We start from the raw sequence: 19,295 nt of genomic DNA on the forward strand, positions 1-19,295 counted from the left end.
CCTGCCCTGCCATGACCGACCTTCACCCCGTACGCCGTGCGCTGCTTTCCGTATCCGACAAGACCGGCCTGATTGAGCTGGGTAAGGCGCTGGCTGCGCGCGGTGTTGAACTGCTGTCCACCGGCGGGTCCGCCAAGGCGTTGCGCGATGCCGGCCTCACCGTCAAGGACGTATCGGAAGTCACTGGCTTCCCGGAAATGATGGACGGCCGGGTGAAGACCCTGCACCCGATGGTGCATGGCGGGTTGCTGGCCCTGCGCAACAATGACTCCCACGTCGCCGCAATGGACGAGCACGGCATCGGCGCCATCGATCTCTTGGTCGTGAATCTTTACCCGTTCGAGGCAGCTCTGGCGCGCGGTGCCGGCTATGACGAGATGATCGAGAACATCGACATCGGCGGCCCGGCGATGATCCGCGCAGCCTCCAAGAACCACCTGTTCGTGAATGTGGTCACCGACGTGCAGGACTATGACGCGCTGCTGGCTGAACTGGACGCCAAAGACGGCCAGACCTCTTACGCCTTCCGCCAGCGCCTGTCGCAGACCGCCTATGCCCGCACTGCTGCCTATGACGCGGCTGTGTCGAACTGGATGGCCTCCGCAATTGAAGAGAAAACCCCGCGCCGCCGCGCCTTTGCCGGTGAGCTGAAACAGACCCTGCGCTATGGCGAGAACAGTCACCAGGAAGCGGCTTTCTACACCGACGGTTCCAATCGTCCGGGCGTTGCGACTGCCGTGCAGCTGCAGGGCAAGGAACTGAGCTACAACAACATCAACGACACTGATGCGGCCTATGAGCTGGCCGCGGAGTTCGATCCGTCTGACAGCGCGGCCGTGGCAATCATCAAACACGCCAACCCCTGCGGCGTGGCCAAGGGCGCGACCCTGGCCGAAGCCTACCAGAAGGCGTTTGACTGCGACCGCACCTCGGCCTTTGGCGGTATCGTGGCGCTCAACCAGCCGCTGGACGCGGAAACAGCTGCCAAGATTACAGAGATTTTTACAGAGGTGGTGATTGCACCGGGCGCATCTGACGAGGCAAAGGAAATCTTTGCCGCCAAGAAGAACCTGCGCCTGCTGCTGACCGACGGTCTGCCCGATCCGCGCAAAGCCATCACGGCTTACAAGCAAGTCGCAGGCGGTATGCTGGTGCAGGACAAGGACGTCGGCTACGTCGGCATGGACGACCTCAAGGTGGTGACCGAGAAGGCGCCGTCCGAGGCCCAGATGCAGGATCTGCTGTTTGCCTGGAAAGTTGCCAAGCACGTCAAATCCAACGCCATCGTCTATGTGAAGGACAGTGCCACTGTCGGCGTCGGCGCAGGCCAGATGAGCCGCCTGGACAGCGCCAATGTGGCCGCGGCCAAGGCAGGCCGCATGGCCGCCGAGCTGGGTTTGGAAGAGAGCCTGGCCAAGGGCTGTGCCGTGGCTTCGGACGCGTTCTTCCCCTTTGCCGACGGCCTGCTGGAAGCGGCGGCCGCGGGCGGTGCCTGCGTCATTCAGCCGGGCGGCTCGATGCGCGATGACGAGGTGATCAAGGCGGCCAACGAAAAAGGTCTGGCCATGGTCTTTACCGGCATGCGCCACTTCCGCCACTAAGCAGAGCAGGGCACATGGCAGCACGTTGCATGATCTGGGGCGCCGCCCTTTCCTTGCTGGCCGATCAGGCTAGCAAATACTGGGTGATCCATGTGATGGGGCTGGACCAGCGCCACAGGATCGACGTGCTGCCGCCGTTCCTGAATTTCCGCTACGGCGAGAACACCGGCATCAATTTCGGCCTGTTCGGCGGCGGCGATGAAGCCGCGCGCTGGATTCTGATTGCGCTGTCGCTGGTGATCTGCGCTGCGCTGGCGATCTGGATTCTGCGTGGCCAAGGCAAGTTCTGGGGCATGCAGCTATCCGCAGGGCTGGTGATCGGCGGCGCCTTGGGCAATGTCGCGGACCGGCTGCTCTACGGTTATGTGCTGGATTTTCTCAACACGTCCTGCTGCGGCATCCAGAATCCCTTTGTGTTCAATGTCGCTGATATATTTATCTTTGGCGGCGCAGCCGGGCTGATCTTCTTCGACGGCCGGCATAAAAAGCCTGCGTAGACCTCGTCAGGCAATTGCGTTAAAAGCGCTGGGAAACAGGCAGGAGTTTGGGGCAATGCGGATCCCGTTCGGAGTGATGGTTCTGGCTGGCGCGCTGGCAGTGGCCGGGTGCGGCCAAAAGGGGCTGCGGCTCATCCAGAAGCCCGGCACCGGCCCTGACGAATTTCTAGTTCTGCCCAGCAAACCGCTGAGCACTCCTGAAAACTTCAGCAGCCTGCCCGCGCCGACGCCTGGCGGCGCAAACCTGACGGACCCCAACCCGCAGGCCGAAGCGGTTGCCGCCCTTGGCGGCAAGCCCGGCGCATTGGTGCCCGGTAGCGGCGTTCCCTCCAGCGATGCAGCCCTGGTAACGGCATCCAGCCGGTATGGAGTCGAGGCGGGCGTGAGGGAAACTGTCGCCGAAGAGGATGCCAAGTTCCGCCACCGCAACCGCCGCGTGGGCCGGATCAAGCTGTTCCCGGTTGACCGTTATGAACAGCTGTACAGGAAGCAGACGCTGGATCCTCACGCCGCAAACGAGCAGTACCGCCGTGCCGGCGCGGCCACGCCGTCCGCACCGCCGCCTGGCGATTTCTGAACTCACTTTTCCGCCAGCCAATCTTGCAAGACGCCAGCAGCAGCGTAGGTTGACAGCAGTCTTTCTGCTGGCAATGCGCGCCGAATTGTGGCTGCATTACGCAAAAGAGCAGTAACCGCACTGCCCCGGGCAAGGGCAATGGTGCAGAAATTGGAGGATGCCAGATGATCCAAAGGGTCACATTGGCCGCCGCAGCGCTGAGTGCTGTCTTGTCTATCCCGGCACGGGCTGAGGATGAGTCAGTGACCGCGTTCACCCTCGACAATGGCATGGATGTAGTGGTGATCGAGGATCATCGCGCGCCCGTCGTGCAGCAGATGGTCTGGTACCGGGCCGGCTCTGCCGATGAGCCGCCGGGCCAGTCCGGTGTCGCCCATTTCCTGGAGCACCTTCTGTTCAAGGGCACAGACAAGCTGGCGCCGGGTGAGCTGTCTGCGACGGTGCGCGCCAATGGCGGTCAGGACAATGCCTTCACCAGCTACGACTACACTGCCTATTTCCAGCGTGTTGCTGCCGACCGGCTGGAACTGATGATGCAGATGGAAAGCGACCGGATGACCAACCTCCGCCTGAGCGAGGAGGATATCGTCACCGAGCGCGAGGTGATCCTGGAAGAGCGCAACCAGCGCACGGACAATGACCCGGTGGCGCTGTTCCGCGAGCAGCTGCAGGCTGTGCAGTATCTCAACCATCGCTACGGCCAGCCGGTGATCGGATGGCGGCATGAGATGGAAAGCCTGGACATGGAGGATGCGCTGTCTTTCTACCAGACGTATTACGCGCCCAATAACGCCATTCTGGTGGTGTCCGGGGATGTTGAGCCGGATGACGTGCAGGCCCTGGCGGAAAAATACTACGGCGTGATTCCGGCTAATCCGGATTTGCCGGAACGGTTCCGCAGCCAGGAGCCGCCGCAAACCGCGGCCCGGCGCGTCACATACCAGGATCCACGCGTCGCCCAGCCCTATGTCCAGCGTTCTTATCTGGCGCCGGAGCGTGACCCCGGCGCGCAGCAAAAGGCCGCGGCACTTTACCTGCTGGCAGAGCTTCTGGGGGGTAGCAGCACGTCTTACCTGGCCAATGCTCTGCAATTCGACCAGCAAGTTGCTGTCTACTCTGGCGCCTTCTACTCCGGCAGCTCGCTGGATGACACCTCGTTTACGTTCCTCGTGGTCCCCGCTGACGGCGTGAGCATGGAAGAAGCTGAAACCGCGCTGGATTCCACCATCGCCCGCTTCCTCGAGGAGGGGGTGGACGAGGCCCAGCTGAACCGGATCAAACTGCAGTTGCGCGCTGCCGAGATCTATGACCGGGACAATGTGAACGGCATTGCCAACCGATATGGCCAGGCGCTCAGCATCGGGCTGACGGTGCAGGATGTGCAGGATTGGCCGAAAATACTGCAGTCCGTCACAGCGGACGAGATCATCGCCGCGGCCAATGAAGTGCTGCGCCCGGAAACATCGGTGACAGGCTGGATGACACGCAGTCAGGAGGTGACCCAATGACACTGCTGAAACTGATTGCGGCGTCACTGGCTGCCTGCTTCATGGCTTTTCCCGCTTTGGCTGGCATCAAGATTCAGGAAGTGACCTCCCCCGGCGGCATTACCGCCTGGCTGGTGGAAGATCACGCTATTCCTTTCTCGGCGCTGGAACTGCGGTTTCGCGGCGGCACGTCACTGGATGCAGAAGGCAAACGCGGCGCGGTCTATCTTATGACAGGATTGCTGGAAGAAGGGTCCGGGGATCTGCGTGCACAGGAATATGCCCGTGCGCTGGAATCCCTGGCCGCAGATTTTTCCTATGACGCGGATAAGGATGCTGTTTCCATTTCCGCCAGGTTTCTGACGGAAAACCGCGACGAGGCTGCAGCGCTTCTGCGGCAAACCCTGTTTGAGCCGCGGTTTGACCAGGACGCGTTGGACCGGGTGAGGGCTCAGGTGCTTGCCGGGCTGCGCTCAGACGCCAAGGATCCAAATAAGATTGCGGGGCAGGCGTTTGCTAGCATGGCCTTTGGCAGCCACCCCTACGGCAGTGATGGCAAAGGCACAGTGGACAGCGTTTCCGCCCTCAGCCGGCAGGACATTTTTGATGCCTATGAGGCAGTATTCGCCCGCGACAGGCTCTATGTCAGTGCTGTTGGCGACATCACTGCTGAGGAGCTTGGCACACTGCTGGATGATCTGCTGGGCGCCTTGCCTGCGGAGGGTGCACCGATCCCGGGCCCGGCAGACGTGACCATCGAAGGCGGTGTCACGGTTGTCGACTTTGATACACCGCAGTCGGTGGCCCTTTTCGGCCAGAAAGGCATCAAGCGCGAGGACCCGGATTTCTTCACCGCCTATGTGATGAACCAGATTCTGGGCGGCGGCTCTTTCGAGGCCCGGCTGATGACTGAGGTGCGGGAAAAGCGCGGGCTGACCTACGGGGTCTATTCCTACCTGGTGCCGCGCGATCTGGCAGCGGTCTACATGGGGTCGGTGGCCTCGGCCAACGGCAAGATGGCCGAAGCGGTGGAGGTCATCCGCAACGAATGGCGCCGCATGGCCGAGGAAGGCGTAACCGCGAAAGAGCTGAAGGATGCCCAGACCTATCTGACCGGCGCCTACCCGCTGCGCTTTGACGGCAATGGCCGCATTGCCTCAATCATGGCGGGGATGCAGATGGACAATCTGCCGGTCAGCTATGTGGAAACCCGTAACGACCGCATCAACGCGGTCACCCTGGAAGACATCAACCGCTTTGCGGCGGAGTTCATGGACCCCGGCGGGCTGCATTTCACCATCGCCGGCCGCCCGGAAGGGCTGGAGACCACAAACTGAGGCCGCTCCTGGCTATGGATCAGCCCCGATCAGCGCCCGCCCCGCATGGAGCGGGCGTTTTTACTGCCGGGCCGGCATCCGGGCGGCTTCACGCTGACTCCTGCCGCCGGACCGCGCGGCTTTCCGCTTTTCCTTTCAATCGGGGGCAAACTGCTGTATGGGCGGGCCTATCTGAGACGATGTGCCCGGGCCCTGGCACGCGAAAGAAAGATAGATTGGGCCGGCGGCAATGGGGCCGCCACGCAAACGGGAGACCCGGAGGGCCGGGAGCGCTCCCAATCAGGATACGCTAGATGTTTAACGTTTCGAAAAAATCGATGCAGTGGGGCGAAGAGACGCTCACACTGGAAACCGGCAAAGTTGCCCGCCAGGCGGATGGCTCCGTGATTGCCACCCTGGGCGAGACCTCGGTCATGGCCAACGTGACCTTTGCCCGTCAGCAGAAGCCCGGCCAGGACTTCTTCCCGCTGACCGTGCACTACCAGGAAAAATACTATGCTGCGGGCAAGGTGCCCGGCGGCTTCTTCAAGCGCGAAGCGCGCCCGACCGAAAAAGAAACCCTGACCGCGCGTCTGATCGACCGTCCGATCCGCCCGCTGTTCGTCCCCGGCTTCAAGAACGAAGTGCTGGTGATGTGCACCGTGCTGAGCCACGACCTGGTCAACGACCCCGACATCGTCGCGATGATCGCGGCCTCCGCTGCGCTGACCCTGTCCGGCGCGCCCTTCATGGGCCCGATCGCCGGTGCGCGCGTTGGCTTCGAGGACGGCGAATACGTTCTGAACCCGACCGTCGACGACATGCAGGACCTGCGCCTGAACCCCGAGCAGCGCCTGGACCTGGTTGTTGCCGGCACCAAAGACGCGGTGATGATGGTGGAATCGGAAGCCTATGAGCTGTCCGAGGCCGAGATGCTGGGTGCGGTGAAATTCGCGCACGAGCAGATCCAGCCGGTGATCGACCTGATCATCTCGCTGGCCGAAGAAGCCGCGAACGAGCCCTTCGACTTCACCCCGCCGGATTACGCCGACCTCTATGAGGCGGTCAAAGCCGCAGGTGAGACCGAGATGCGCGCCGCCTTTGCGATCACCGACAAGCAGGAGCGCACCGCCGCTGTTGCCGCTGCCCGTGAGACCATCAAGGAAAAGCTGACCGAAGAGCAGCTGGAAGATGCCAACCTCGGCTCCGCGCTGAAGAAGCTGGAAGCAGGCATCCTGCGCGGCGACGTGGTCAAGACCGGCAAGCGTATCGACGGCCGCAAGACCGACGAGATTCGCGACATCGTGTCGGAAACCGGCCTGCTGCCGCGGACCCACGGCTCGGCGCTGTTCACCCGCGGCGAGACTCAGGGCCTGGTTGTGACCACCCTGGGCACCGGCGACGACGAGCAGTTCATCGACGCGCTGCACGGCAACTTCAAATCCAACTTCCTGCTGCACTACAACTTCCCGCCGTACTCGGTTGGTGAAGTGGGCCGTGTCGGCTCCCCTGGCCGCCGCGAAATCGGCCACGGCAAACTGGCCTGGCGCGCGCTTCAGGCGGTTCTGCCGGCCCCGACCGACTTCCCCTACACCGTGCGTGTTGTGTCGGAAATCACCGAATCTAACGGTTCCTCCTCGATGGCTTCCGTCTGCGGCGGCTCGCTGTCGATGATGGACGCGGGCGTGCCGCTGAAAGCACCGGTTGCCGGTGTTGCGATGGGCCTGATCCTGGAAGACGACGGCTCTTACGCGATCCTGTCGGACATCCTGGGTGACGAAGACCACCTGGGCGACATGGACTTCAAGGTGGCGGGTACCGAAAACGGCATCACCTCGCTGCAGATGGACATCAAGGTTGCCGGTATCACCCCGGAAATCATGGAGAAAGCCCTGGCTCAGGCCAAGGACGGCCGGATGCACATCCTGGGTGAGATGGCCAAGGCGCTGTCCGAAACCAATGAGTTCTCGGTCCACGCCCCGCGCATCGAAACCATGCAGATCCCGACCGACAAGATCCGTGAAGTGATCGGCTCCGGCGGCAAGGTGATCCGCGAGATCGTGGAAACCTCCGGCGCCAAGGTCGACATCAACGACGACGGCGTGATCAAGATCGCCAGCCCCAACGGCGAAGCCATCCAAAAGGCCTATGACATGATCTATTCGATCGTGGCAGAGCCGGAAGAGGGCCAGATCTACACCGGCAAAGTTGTGAAGATCGTCGACTTCGGCGCCTTCGTGAACTTCTTCGGCAAGCGTGACGGCCTGGTGCATGTCTCCCAGATCGAAAACCGCCGCCTGAACCATCCGTCGGATGTTCTGAAGGAAGGCCAGGAAGTGAAAGTGAAGCTGCTGGGCTTTGACGACCGCGGCAAGGTCCGCCTGTCGATGAAAGTTGTCGACCAGGAAACCGGCGAGGAAATCCAGCCGGAGAAGAAAGAAAAGGCAGAGCAGGACTAATCCTCCTTTGATCTGACATAAACAGCCCGGGGCACGCGCCAAATCGTGCCCCGGGCTATTCAATTTCTGCCGGGACGCGCATGGACAAGTCTTTGAAATCCCGTGTTTCCATCATCACGGTCACCTATAATTCCTCGGTGATTGTTGAGAATCTGCTGCGTTCCATTCCGGATGAAGTTCCTGTTGTTCTCGTCGACAACGCATCGCGCGACGCGGACGCAACCCGGACCTTGGCCGCAGAACATGGCGCGCGCTTCATTGCCAATTCCGAAAACCTGGGTTTTGGCCGCGCCTGCAATCAAGGGGCGGAGCTTGCGGATGCCGAATTCCTGTTCTTTGTGAATCCGGATGCCGAGCTTTTTCCGGACACTTTGGAGGCTCTGCTGGCGGCTGCTGAATCCCATCCTGAGGTTTCAGCCTTTAACACCCGCATCGTCAAAGGCGACGGTTCGCTCTTTTTCAAACGCCGCAGCAAACTGATTCCGAAATCGCTTTGGCTTGGCCGCGAAGCCGCCACGCAGGATGGCGAAGTGCCTGTGCTGTCCGGCGGGGCGTTGCTGGTGCGCCGCTCCGCATTTGAGAAGGTGGGCGGCTTCGACCGCAAAATTTTCCTCTTCCACGAGGATGATGACCTGAGCCTCAGGCTAAAAGCTGACTGCGGCCCGTTGCGCTATGTCTATGGGGCGCAGGTCCGGCACCTCTTGGGGCATTCCACGGAACGCTCTGCCAGGACCGCTGCGCTCAAAGCTTGGTACATGGGGCAATCCCGCGTCTACGCAGCCCGCAAGCACAACCAGCCCTTGGGCTTCCTTCGGGCATTGGCTGAGGCCGCCTTGCAGCTGGTCTCCCCTCTAAACCTTTTGTCAGCACGCAAGCGCGCCAAAAGTTGGTACTATTTCCGCGCAATCCTCGTCAGCCGCGGCCTGGGTTCAGCGGACCGGCCGCCGCCGTGGCAGACGCGCTGATGCTGGCTTTTTCAGTGACACTCGACAGGTGCCCTGCATGAAACGCCCCCCGCTATGGAAAATCACCCGTGAGCTGAAGCGCCCGCTGCAGCAGTTTTCCCAATTGCCCAGCCGGTTGGGGTCTCTTTTGCTGGGGCGCTGGTACTACGATGCAGCCCTGGCCCGCCGGATCCGTTGCACCAAGGGGGCCGTGCCACCGGGCCCGCTGCCAGCAATCTATCTGATCTTCCCAAGCCAGGGCCTGCTAGACTCCCATTTTCTGGCCCTGCGCTACTTGATCCGCAGCGGATATGCTCCTGTCGTGGTGTCTAACATCCCGCTCAGTGATACCGATCGGGAACGCTTGCGCAGTGTCAGCTGGCTCTGCATTGAACGTCCCAATTTTGGATATGACTTTGGCGGCTACAGGGACGGTCTTCTGGCCGCCCGGGCACATCTGGACCGCATTGACCGGCTGGTGCTGCTGAACAATTCTTCATGGTTCCCGCTGCCGGGCGCGCGTGATTGGCTTGCGGAGGCTGAGGCGCTGGGAGTGGATTTTGCCGCCGCCGCTTGCAACTATGGCCATCCGCGGGTGGAGGCAGAACATTTCCGGGGCATCAACTGGGGCTATTCCACGGCCAGCCGGAATTTCCAGTACTGTTCCTATGCGCTGATGCTGTCAGGGCGGCTGCTGAATGATCCCGCTTTCCTCAGGTTCTGGAAACGCTTTCCCCTGACCAACAACAAGAAATTCATCGTCCGCCGGGGAGAGACCGGACTCACTCAATGGGTGCTGTCACATGGGTATTCGCACGGTGCGGTCCTGCGGACAGCGGACTTGGACCAGCGGCTTGGCCGGCTGTCCCCGGCGGCGATCAGGCGTGTTGTAGAGGAAACCGTGATCTTCGGCCGCCCCAGTCTCGAGGCTCTTAAGGCCAAGCTGCTGTCGCAAGACACCCCGCCGCAGGATTTTGCGGCATTTGTTCTGACTGCGGTGGCCACACAGGGTGTCAGCTACACGCTGCCTGCCTATTTGCATGCTGAGGATGGGTTTGCCTTTCTCAAGAAATCGCCCTGCTGGCTCACCCGGGACGGGTCGGACATCACCTTGGGCTTTGCATCGAAGCTGGAAGGGGAGGAAGGCCGGGCCATCGCAGCCGAAGCGCTGCAGTTGCGGCAAACCCGGGCGCCGGATTTCCCGCCCGCAGCAGGAAATGCGGGCTAACACCTGAATAAGACAAGCCGCCCAAAGGCGGCTTGCAGGAGGTTCGAAAGCGTCCGGACTATTCCGGCGCTTTTACCTTGCGCAGGTAGGGGAAGATGGTCTCGAATTCGCCGAATTTCGCCTTGGCATCCTCGTTGGAGACAGTCGGCGGAATGATCACGTCTTCGCCCGGCACCCAGTTTGCCGGGGTGGCGACACCCTTGGCGCTCATCTGCAGCCCGTCCAAGGCTCGCAGGATCTCGGCAAAGTTGCGGCCCACGGTCATCGGGTAGGTCATCGACAGCTTCAGCTGTTTGTCCGGACCAATGATGAAGACAGAGCGCACAGTGGCGCTGTCGGCAGGCGTGCGGCCATCGGGCAGATAGGCTTCGGCAGGCAGCATGTCGAACGCCTTTGAAACTGCCAGGCCATCGTCGGCGATGATCGGGAAGCCGGGTTCTGCCTTGCCGTATTCCGCGATGTCCTTCTTCCACTTCTTGTGATCTTCAACACCATCAACCGAAACGCCGATCACCTTGGTGTTGCGCTTGGACCATTCGTCATTCAATTGGGCAACCGCGGAAAACTCTGTGGTGCAAACGGGGGTGAAATCCTTGGGGTGCGAAAACAGGATTGCCCAGCTGTCGCCGATCCAGTCGTGAAAGCTGATGCTGCCCTGATCGGTTTCGGCATTGAAATCAGGAACCACGTCGTTGATGCGTAAACCCATGGCAGTATCCTCCTTGTCAGGGGGTTATGTTTGGTTGCTGTCAGGCGGCTGAGTCGCCTGGGAAACCACTTATGCAGTCTTCCGTCACGTTACAGCCCCTGCCGCAGGTTGCCACGGAAAATCTCTAATGTCCTTGCCCGCCAGAGGGTTGCAAACACCGCTGGAAAAGCGTTGACAGGCGCTCCGATAATTTGATCAAATTATGCAGCCAAAGCCACTTGCCCCCTTCCCGGCCTGGTGACAAAGTGGCCGCCAAACCGGCCGGCGGCTGGGAGAGAACATCTGAATTGGGAGACCCCAGATGATCGAGAAACGCGATTTTTACATCAACGGCCAGTGGGTTGCCCCTGCTGCGCCTAACGACTTCGAGGTGATCAACCCCTCGACCGAAGACCCCTGTGCAGTGATCTCATTGGGCTCTGAGGCTGACACCAACGCTGCCGTGGCTGCGGCCAAGGCGGCGCTGCCGGGCTGGATGGCCACCCCGGTGGAAGAGCGCATCGCGCTGGTCGAGAAGCTGATCGAAATTTATGAAACCCGCGCCGAAGATCTCGCCCAGGCGATGTCGCTGGAGATGGGCGCGCCGATCGACATGTCGCGTACCTCTCAAGTGGGGGCCGGCAGCTGGCACCTGCGCAATTTCATCGCCGCGGCCAAGGAGTTCCCCTTTGACGCACCGCTGAACGACCGCAGCCCCAACGACCGCATCATTCACGAGGCGGTCGGCGTCTGCGCCCTGATCACGCCCTGGAACTGGCCGATGAACCAGGTGACCCTGAAGGTCGGCGCGGCAGCGGTGGCCGGCTGCACCATGGTGCTGAAGCCGTCGGAACAGAGCCCGCTCAACGCGATGATCTTTGCCGAGCTGATGGATGAGGCCGGCTTCCCGGCAGGCGTGTTCAACCTGGTGAACGGCGACGGCCCGGGTGTCGGTTCTCAGCTGACCACCCACCCGGATGTGGACATGATCTCTTTCACCGGTTCCACCCGCGCGGGCATTGCGATTACCCAGGCTGCGGCGCCGACCCTGAAAAAGGTCGACCTGGAGCTGGGCGGCAAAGGCGCCAACGTGATCTTTGAAGATGCCGACGAGAAGGCAGTGAAGCGCGGCGTGCTGCACATGATGCAGAACACCGGTCAGAGCTGTAACGCACCCTCGCGTATGCTGGTGCAGCGGAGCATCTATGACCGGGTGGTCGCCGAGGCAGCGGAAGTGGCCGCCAAGGTCGAGGTTGGCCCGGCCAGCCAGGAAGGCCGCCACATCGGGCCGGTGGTCAATGAGCTGCAGTGGAACAAGATCCAGGATCTGATCCAGAAGGGCATCGACGAAGGCGCCAAACTGGTGGCCGGCGGCACCGGCCGTCCGGACGGGCTGAACAAGGGCTACTATGTGAAGCCCACTGTCTTTGCCGATGTGAACAACCAGATGACCATCGCCCGCGAAGAGATCTTTGGCCCGGTGCTGTCGATCATTCCCTTCGAGAGTGAAGAGGAGGCGGTCGAGATCTCCAACGACACGCCCTATGGCCTGACCAATTATGTGCAGACCCAGGATGGCGCCCGCGCCAACCGCATGGCCCGCGCGCTGCGGTCCGGCATGGTGGAGATGAACGGCAAGTCCCGCTCGGCAGGTTCGCCTTTTGGCGGCATGAAGCAGTCCGGCAAGGGCCGCGAGGGCGGCAAATGGGGGATCGAGGATTTCCTGGAAGTCAAAGCGGTCGGCGGCTGGGCCGCTGAATAAGCCTTCGCTACGGACCTTGTAGAGAGCCGCCTTCCGGGGCGGCTTTCTTTTTGCGTGCACAGGGCTTGCGTCCGGTGGTGCTCCCGCGCCCTCAAGCCCCCCGGCTGCGCCGGGCCGCATTCAGGCTTGGGCGTGGCCCGTGCTGCGCACGGGTAAAGGGGTGTGAGATTAAAAATAGGCTCTAAGCAGGCAGATTACGGCGATTCCGGCGCCCATCGTCAATGGCAGGCTGCGGGTGGTCAGCGCCACCGTCAAGGCGGCCGTGCCTGCGATCCATTCCTGCGGCCCGCCCTGCATCAGCAGATAGGTGACCAGCGACAGGATCAGGCAGCCCGGCAGCGCCTGCAGCCCGCGCGCCCAGGGGCCGTGGTCCGGCAGCCGCCGGCCCAGCAGATAGCCCGAAAGCCGCACAGCAAAGGTTGCCGCTGCCAGGCCGAAGATCAGGGTCCAAGTCTCAGTCATTGCCCAGCACTCCGGCAATGGCAGCCCCTGCCGCGCCGCCCAGGATCAGCGTCCAGGTGGGATCCAGCGGCGTAAGCAGGCCCGCCAGCAGCACGGTGGCGATGGACACGCCCCACGGCAGTAGCATGGCCCTGCCGCTCCACAGGGAACGCAGGATGGCGATAAAGGCAGCGGTAAAGGCGAAATCCATGCCCAGGGCCTTGGGCTCCGGTACTGCCGTGGCGACGCTGGCCCCCGCCACAGTGGCCAGCACCCAGACCGCGACCAGCCCCAATCCGCCGCCCACCAGATACCAGTAGCCCGCGCGATGGCCGCGGGCGCGCATGGCGTGCATCAGCGCCCAGTTTTCATCCGTTGCCAGATGCCCCCCTATGAGGATTTGCCACCAGGGACGTCCGGCCAGCTCATCCCGCAAGGACGCGGTGATTAGCAACAGCCGAAGGTTCAGCGCGAGGCCCGCCAGCACGGCGGCCCCGGCTCCGGCGCCCGCGATCAGACGCTCAACCGCGATGATCTGTGCCGAGCCGGCGAAAACGATGCTGCCCATCACGCCAGTCTGCAGCGCGTCCATCTGTGCCTGCGCGGCCAGCAGGCCAAAGGCCAGCCCATAGACGCCGACCCCTGCCGCCAAAGGCAAAATGTCACGCAAACCCGCGGCCAGTTCATCTCGGCACGAGGACGGGGCAAGATCTTGCATAATCATGGTGGGGGCTCCTCTGGAAGCGGCTCATATATTCGTCTATACCGAACACATGAATTGTGTACCGAACGAACGGCGCGTTCGTCAAGTCGAACGAAAGGGCGAAATACAGAACATGTCAGCGCCGCATCAGATGATCGCCGCCGCTATCCAGCGGGAACGCAGCCGGGCCGGGAAGTCGCTCTCGGCACTTGCGGCCGAGGCAGGCATTGCCAAATCCACCCTGTCGCAGCTGGAAGCAGGCAACGGAAACCCCAGTGTAGAGACGCTTTGGGCGCTGGCCGCCGCCTTGGATGTGCCGCTGAGCCTGCTGTTTGAGACGGAGGCACCGGCGACCAAACTGGTCCGTGCCGCAGAGGGGGAGGTTCTGGAATTGGAGCAGTCGGATTTCGCTGCGGTGCTGTTGTCGCGCTGCCCGCCCAACGTGCGCCGGGATGTCTACCGGGTGGTGATGCAGCCGGGGGAGGTGCGCCGTGCCCAGCCGCATCCGCGCGGCACGGTGGAGCACATGCTGGTCTGCGCCGGGCAGATGCGCGTGGGGCCGGCGGGGCAGGAGGAGGAGCTGCAGGCCGGCGACTACTACAGCTACCCGGGCGACCATCGGCACAGCTATGAGGCGCTGCAGGCGGATACGCTGTTTATGATGGTGATGGAAGCGCCGTAGTCAGGCTCTAAAAAGAGGGTTTGACCCGGAACTTCAGCGACTCGCCGCTGTCGGGGTGCTTGATCCGCAGCTCCTCGGAATGCAGCATCAGCCGCGGATGCTCCAATGCGCCGCCGCTGGCATAGAGCGGGTCGCCCAGGATCGGATGGCCCAGCGACAGCATATGCACCCGCAACTGATGCGAGCGCCCGGTCTTGGGCGTCAGCCGCACACGGGTGGCGTCCTCCTCGTATTTCATCACCCGCCAATCGGTGATCGCGGGCTTGCCGGTCTCGTGGCAGACCATCTGTTTGGGCCGGTTCGGCCAGTCGACGATCAGCGGCAGATCCACGGTGCCGCTTCTCGGCTCCAGCTTGCCTGCGACCCGTGCCACATAGGCCTTTTTCGTGGTACGTTTCTCGAACTGCATCGACAGATGCCGCTGCGCATGGGGGGTGAGGCCGAATACCATCACGCCGGAGGTGTCGCGGTCGAGCCGGTGCACCAGCAGCGCCTCGGGGAACACTGCCTGGATGCGGCTGATCAGGCAATCGGCCAGATGCTCCCCGCGCCCTGGCACCGACAACAGGCCGGCAGGCTTGTTCACGGCCAGCAGTTCGGCGTCGTGGTGCAGGATCTCCAGCGGGTCCTGCGGCGGGGTGTATTCGCTTGAAACGGCCATGGGCGCCTGCCTAGCGCCACCGGCAGGCCAGGGCAAGCGCGGCCAGGTTCCGCTGCCTCTGTCTCTTTCCCTTGAGCCCTGCCATTTGCTAAATTGACACTGTCCCGGCGATCCGGTAACCGGCGCGCCTCACAGGACTTTGGGGTGAAGGCATGGCACGCAAACGCAAAGGGCGCGATATTTCCGGCTGGCTGGTGGTGGACAAGCCCGCGGGGCTGACCTCGACCGCGGTTGTGAACAAGGTGCGCTGGGCGCTGGACGCCAAGAAGGCGGGCCATGCGGGCACCTTGGACCCTGAGGCGACCGGCGTTCTGGCGGTGGCGCTAGGCGAGGCGACCAAGACCGTTCCCTATATCACCGATGCGTTGAAGGCCTATACCTTCACCGTGCGGCTGGGCCAGGCGACCAACACTGATGACGCCGAGGGCGAGGTTATTGCCGAAAGCGCCGAGCGCCCCACTGATGAACAGATCAAGGATGCGCTGCTGCCCTTCCTGGGGGAAATCATGCAGGTGCCGCCCAAATTTTCCGCGGTCAAGATCGACGGTCAGCGCGCCTATAAGCTCGCCCGTGATGGTGAGGATGTGGAGATCGAAGCCCGCCCGCTGTGGGTCGAGGAGCTGATCATGCTGGATCGCCCCGACGCGGACCACGCGGTGCTGGAAATGACCTGCGGCAAAGGCGGCTATGTGCGCTCGATCGCCCGCGACCTGGGGGCCGCACTGGGCTGCCACGGCCATGTGAAGGAATTGCGCCGGATCTGGTCCGGCCCGTTTGATGCGGCTGAAGACGGGATTTCCCTGGAAGAGATCGAGCACCTGGCTCGTACCCCGGAACTGGACGCATACCTGCGCCCGCTGGAGGAAGGCCTGGCGGATCTGCCGGAGGTCAAATGCACGCCAGAGGGCGCGGTCCGGCTGCGCAACGGCAACCCGGGCATGGTGATGCCCAATGATGAGGTAGAATATGGCGACGAGGCCTGGGCGTCGCTCGACGGCCATGCGGTTGCCGTCGGCGTCTACAAATCCGGCAGCCTGCATCCCAGCCGGGTGTTCAATCAAGATGCAAGCGCCGGTTAACAAAGTGTAACTTTTTGGGTCAGCAGTTTTGACCGGATGTTTCGCGCGCGAAACATTTGGACAGCAAGGCTGACCTATTAACTTGCACTGGCATTGCGCCCTGGCTAGGCGGGCTCGGCTGTTCCGTTGTCTCCGAATACAGAGTAATACTCCTGTGCGGTCAGGAGGATACTGGCCTGCGCGCCCTCTTCGGCACTGATCTGATTACCCGCCGCATCGCGCCAACGGTCCTCGCTGGTGGAGTAGTCGTCGTGGAAGGCGATACTGACCCCTGACTGATCCCCGGGCAAGGTTGCGATGGCAATACCGTCCATGGCGATCAGAGTGCTGTCCTGATCCGCGTCGTAGCTGACGCTCAGTCCGGCGATTGCATCTTCAAAGCTGTAGCTGGGGATGGACCCGAAGCCGGCAACGACCGGGAAGTCGATTCGCAGCTGATCCTCTGACGGATCGAAGTCGGTGATTTCGGCTGCCGGAGTTCCGGCCTCGTACACATTTGCAAAGGCGTGGAAGGTGTCCGCCCCAGCGCCGCCGGTGGCCGTTGTCCCGGGACCGATCCACAGGCGGTCATCTCCAGTTCCACCGTCGAGCACATCACCGTCGTCACCCACACGGGTCAGGTCACCGGGGTAGTGATTGTAGGACCCTTCATAGTGGACTGAGCCACTGCCGCTGTAGAGCGTGTCGTCGCCTTCGCCGCCGGTAAGCGTGTCGGCACCGCCTTCGCCAAATATCACATCATCGCCTGCGGTGCCGTCCAGTGTGTCACTGTCCGGAGTGCCGCGGATCGCATCCAGGGCAAAGGGGGCGCTGAAGCCGGGATTTTCAAACTGCTCAGTCCGTTCAATGTCTCCATTTCCAAGCAGAAAATCTACTTCCAAAACCTCTCCCTCTGCGAGCGAAATGCCGGGCAGGGTCAGGATCGTCTTGTTGTTGAGGGTGTCGATAAAGCGCAGGCCGCTGCCGTCCTCGGTCTCGATCAGCTCAACGTAACCGGAGTGATAGGGCGTCAGTGCCAGCTGGTCGGTGCCCAGTTCAAAATCCTCGATCACCGTTTCACGGCTGCCTTCATCGTCCAGGACGAAACGGTCCGCGCCTTCGCCGCCGGTGGCAGTATTGTCTGCACCTAGATGCAGCTCATCATCTCCGCTGCCGCCTGCCAGCAGATCCTGGTCACCGGCATTGCCTGTCAGCGTGTCGTTTCCATCTCCGCCGCTAAGCTGATCATCCGTTCCGGCGGTGCCGGACAAATTGGCGGCTTGGGGCTGCGGATCAGGTTCAACTGGTGTTTCCGGTTCAGCAGTTTCTTCACCGGAGATTTCGGCCCCGTCGAAGCCGACAGCAATGGCGGAGCCCGCAAGTGCAAGAAAAATCAATAGTTCCATGTCGACCGGATCACAAAAATTGAACAATGCTATCGCGGTAAAAACTCGTCCGCGGTTCTGCCAAAGGCTGCAGTAAACTCCCTTGGAATGCAACCAGCGCCGTTTTAAAACCGCCGGCATGATTACCCGCAGCCACACCAAGGGCGACGCGCCCTCGACCGCCGTCTATTCCGATTGCGAGACCTACCGTTACAGTCTGACCCGTGTCTGGAACCCTGCCGGACGGCGGGTGATGTTCGTGATGCTAAACCCCTCGACTGCGACCGAAGTGCAAAACGACCCAACCATCGAACGCTGCGAGCGCCGCGCCCGGGCGCTGGGATTCGGCAGTTTCCGGGCCACCAACATCTTTGCCTGCCGTGTGACGGACCCGCGGGAAATGCGGCGGCTGCAAGCGCCGGAAGGGCCGGAGAATATGGCGGCCATTCTGGACGGTGTGGAATGGGCTGATACTGTGATCTGCGCCTGGGGCACGCATGGCGAACATTTGGGGCAAGGGGCCCGGGTGGCCGCAGCCCTGCGGCAGACCGGCAAACCGCTGCATCATCTGGGTCTCAGCAAGGCAGGCCATCCCAAGCATCCGCTTTATATCGCCTACAGCCAGCAGCCTGAGGTGTGGCGGGAAGCCTAGCCGGGGCATCGGTATCTGTTAACCCATGTTCCTGTTTTGTTTTGATCGCGCGGCCTGCACATGAGATCCTCGGCGGGTGCAGGTTGATACGAGGTTGATTGGTTATGTTGTGGCTTGCGAGCGTGCTGGGCCTGGTTGCGGTGGGCGGTGCAGTTCTGGTGGATGCAGGATCCTCGACTGAGGAGGACGCACCCGGTCCGGAAGCGGATGATGATGGCGACGGTTTGGATGGCGGCTTCATCGAACCTGGCGGAGAAACCGTGACGGGCACCGATGGCGGCGATGTGCTGGCTGGCAGCGGTGCGGCGGACCGGCTGGCCGGCGGCGGCGGCGATGATCAGATCGGTGGTTATGACGGCGATGATTGGCTTCAGGGCGGTTCCGGCAATGATGTCCTGCATGGCGACGAAGGCAGCGACATCCTGCAGGGCGGAACTGGTGCCGACCTGCTGCACGGGGAAGAAGGCGCCGATACGCTGCAGGGCGGTTCCGGCCAGGATCAACTCTTTGGGCATTTCGGTAATGACAGCCTGTCGGGCGGCCGCGGTGCGGATGAAATGCATGGTGGCCAGGGCGGTGACTTGCTGGCGGGCGGCCAAGGCCAGGATTCGCTGCATGGCAATGACGGCAAGGACAGTCTTTGGGGCGGTGCTGGACGGGACGCTCTGTTCGGCGGCTCCGGCGATGATGTAGTGTCCGGCGCCGGCGACGGCACGGCGCGTGATTTTGTCAATGGCGGTGACGGGGACGACACGCTGATCGCAGGGGCGGGCGATGCGGTCACTGGCGGGGCAGGTGGTGATCAGATTGCATTGGGCAGCTGGACAGGAACAGGGGCGGCTGTAGAACTGATGGATTTCGATGCCGCAGAGGATCAGCTGGTGCTGATTTGGGACTTTGCAGAGGGAGAGGAGCCCTTGGTGGAGGTGCAGCAAAACCCCGAAGCCGAGGAGGAGCAACTGGTCCTGGTTGACGGGCAGCCTGCCATCCGGTTGTCCGGTGCTGGGGAGCTTTCGGCAGAAGATCTGGTACTGGTGGACAAAGCCTCTGCCTCCTGGGCGGGGCTGCTGCCGCAAGCGGGCGGCGCCAGCTGACCAGGCAGCGCACTTATCCTTTGCCTTTGCAGTGGAAACATCTTATACGCCCGCATCTGC

18 protein-coding genes are annotated in these 19,295 nt (G+C 62.2%); 13 read left to right on the plus strand and 5 right to left on the minus strand.

Features of this window, described 5'->3' with window-relative positions; translation table 11 throughout:
* The first annotated feature begins 11 nt into the window (after positions 1-11).
* The 8 genes from purH (at position 12) to ACXAEK_RS05400 (ending at position 10,109) form a co-directional block, all read left to right on the plus strand.
* Entirely contained in the window at positions 12-1,601 is a 1,590-nt protein-coding gene (gene purH / locus ACXAEK_RS05365; protein WP_475040288.1) for a bifunctional phosphoribosylaminoimidazolecarboxamide formyltransferase/IMP cyclohydrolase, read from the plus strand.
* Between the two features lie 14 nt (positions 1,602-1,615).
* Positions 1,616-2,098 (plus strand): signal peptidase II, encoded by a 483-nt coding sequence (lspA, locus tag ACXAEK_RS05370; protein ID WP_475040289.1) that lies wholly within the window; start codon positions 1,616-1,618, stop codon positions 2,096-2,098.
* A gap of 55 nt (positions 2,099-2,153) precedes the next feature.
* Positions 2,154-2,675: a DUF3035 domain-containing protein gene (locus ACXAEK_RS05375; protein ID WP_475040290.1), complete on the plus strand. Its 522-nt coding sequence runs from the start codon at positions 2,154-2,156 to the stop codon at positions 2,673-2,675.
* A 164-nt stretch (positions 2,676-2,839) separates the two neighbouring features.
* A complete protein-coding gene (locus ACXAEK_RS05380) occupies positions 2,840-4,183 on the plus strand; it encodes a M16 family metallopeptidase (protein ID WP_475040291.1) in 1,344 nt (447 codons plus the stop codon).
* A complete protein-coding gene (locus ACXAEK_RS05385) occupies positions 4,180-5,499 on the plus strand; it encodes a M16 family metallopeptidase (protein WP_475040292.1) in 1,320 nt (439 codons plus the stop codon). Before ACXAEK_RS05380 ends, ACXAEK_RS05385 begins: the two co-directional genes overlap by 4 nt.
* A 293-nt stretch (positions 5,500-5,792) precedes the next feature.
* Complete coding sequence (gene pnp, locus ACXAEK_RS05390) at positions 5,793-7,937, plus strand: polyribonucleotide nucleotidyltransferase (RefSeq protein WP_475040293.1); 2,145 nt, start codon at positions 5,793-5,795, stop codon at positions 7,935-7,937.
* Between the two features lie 80 nt (positions 7,938-8,017).
* Positions 8,018-8,902, plus strand: coding sequence for a glycosyltransferase family 2 protein (locus ACXAEK_RS05395; RefSeq protein ID WP_475040294.1), 885 nt, complete (start codon positions 8,018-8,020; stop codon positions 8,900-8,902).
* A 37-nt stretch (positions 8,903-8,939) separates the two neighbouring features.
* On the plus strand, positions 8,940-10,109 hold the full coding sequence (locus tag ACXAEK_RS05400) for a rhamnan synthesis F family protein (RefSeq protein WP_475040295.1): 1,170 nt from the start codon (positions 8,940-8,942) through the stop codon (positions 10,107-10,109).
* Positions 10,110-10,167: 58 nt separating this feature from the next.
* On the opposite strand, the gene ACXAEK_RS05405 is transcribed toward ACXAEK_RS05400, so the two are convergent.
* Complete coding sequence (locus tag ACXAEK_RS05405) at positions 10,168-10,818, minus strand: peroxiredoxin (protein WP_475040296.1); 651 nt, start codon at positions 10,816-10,818, stop codon at positions 10,168-10,170.
* 301 nt (positions 10,819-11,119) lie between these two features.
* On the opposite strand from ACXAEK_RS05405, the gene ACXAEK_RS05410 reads away from it, so the two are divergent.
* Positions 11,120-12,559: an aldehyde dehydrogenase family protein gene (locus tag ACXAEK_RS05410; RefSeq protein WP_475040297.1), complete on the plus strand. Its 1,440-nt coding sequence runs from the start codon at positions 11,120-11,122 to the stop codon at positions 12,557-12,559.
* Positions 12,560-12,727: 168 nt separating this feature from the next.
* On the opposite strand, the gene ACXAEK_RS05415 is transcribed toward ACXAEK_RS05410, so the two are convergent.
* A complete protein-coding gene (locus ACXAEK_RS05415; protein ID WP_475040298.1) occupies positions 12,728-13,021 on the minus strand; it encodes an AzlD family protein in 294 nt (97 codons plus the stop codon).
* Positions 13,014-13,724: an AzlC family ABC transporter permease gene (locus ACXAEK_RS05420; protein ID WP_475040299.1), complete on the minus strand. Its 711-nt coding sequence runs from the start codon at positions 13,722-13,724 to the stop codon at positions 13,014-13,016. The genes ACXAEK_RS05415 and ACXAEK_RS05420 overlap by 8 nt, the downstream gene beginning before the upstream one ends.
* 112 nt (positions 13,725-13,836) lie before the next feature.
* Here ACXAEK_RS05420 and ACXAEK_RS05425 point away from each other — a divergent pair, with 112 nt between their 5' ends.
* Entirely contained in the window at positions 13,837-14,385 is a 549-nt protein-coding gene (locus tag ACXAEK_RS05425) for a helix-turn-helix domain-containing protein (RefSeq protein WP_475040300.1), read from the plus strand.
* Between the two features lie 7 nt (positions 14,386-14,392).
* Here the strand turns inward: ACXAEK_RS05425 and ACXAEK_RS05430 are convergent, their stop codons facing one another.
* The gene (locus tag ACXAEK_RS05430; protein WP_475040301.1) at positions 14,393-15,046 is read right to left on the minus strand and encodes an RluA family pseudouridine synthase; all 654 of its coding nucleotides are present in this window, start codon (positions 15,044-15,046) and stop codon (positions 14,393-14,395) included.
* Between the two features lie 152 nt (positions 15,047-15,198).
* On the opposite strand from ACXAEK_RS05430, the gene truB reads away from it, so the two are divergent.
* Positions 15,199-16,125, plus strand: a complete 927-nt coding sequence (gene truB / locus ACXAEK_RS05435) for a tRNA pseudouridine(55) synthase TruB (protein WP_475040302.1) — start codon at positions 15,199-15,201, stop codon at positions 16,123-16,125.
* A gap of 104 nt (positions 16,126-16,229) precedes the next feature.
* Here the strand turns inward: truB and ACXAEK_RS05440 are convergent, their stop codons facing one another.
* A complete protein-coding gene (locus tag ACXAEK_RS05440; RefSeq protein ID WP_475040303.1) occupies positions 16,230-17,510 on the minus strand; it encodes a calcium-binding protein in 1,281 nt (426 codons plus the stop codon).
* Between the two features lie 118 nt (positions 17,511-17,628).
* Between ACXAEK_RS05440 and ACXAEK_RS05445 the strand changes: the two genes are divergently transcribed.
* Together ACXAEK_RS05445 and ACXAEK_RS05450 are read left to right on the plus strand one after the other, a co-directional pair.
* Positions 17,629-18,141 (plus strand): DUF1643 domain-containing protein, encoded by a 513-nt coding sequence (locus tag ACXAEK_RS05445; protein ID WP_475040304.1) that lies wholly within the window; start codon positions 17,629-17,631, stop codon positions 18,139-18,141.
* Between the two features lie 104 nt (positions 18,142-18,245).
* Complete coding sequence (locus ACXAEK_RS05450; RefSeq protein WP_475040305.1) at positions 18,246-19,235, plus strand: calcium-binding protein; 990 nt, start codon at positions 18,246-18,248, stop codon at positions 19,233-19,235.
* Positions 19,236-19,295 lie beyond the last annotated feature (60 nt).

This window comes from Leisingera sp. ABM4_101 (assembly GCF_056158725.1).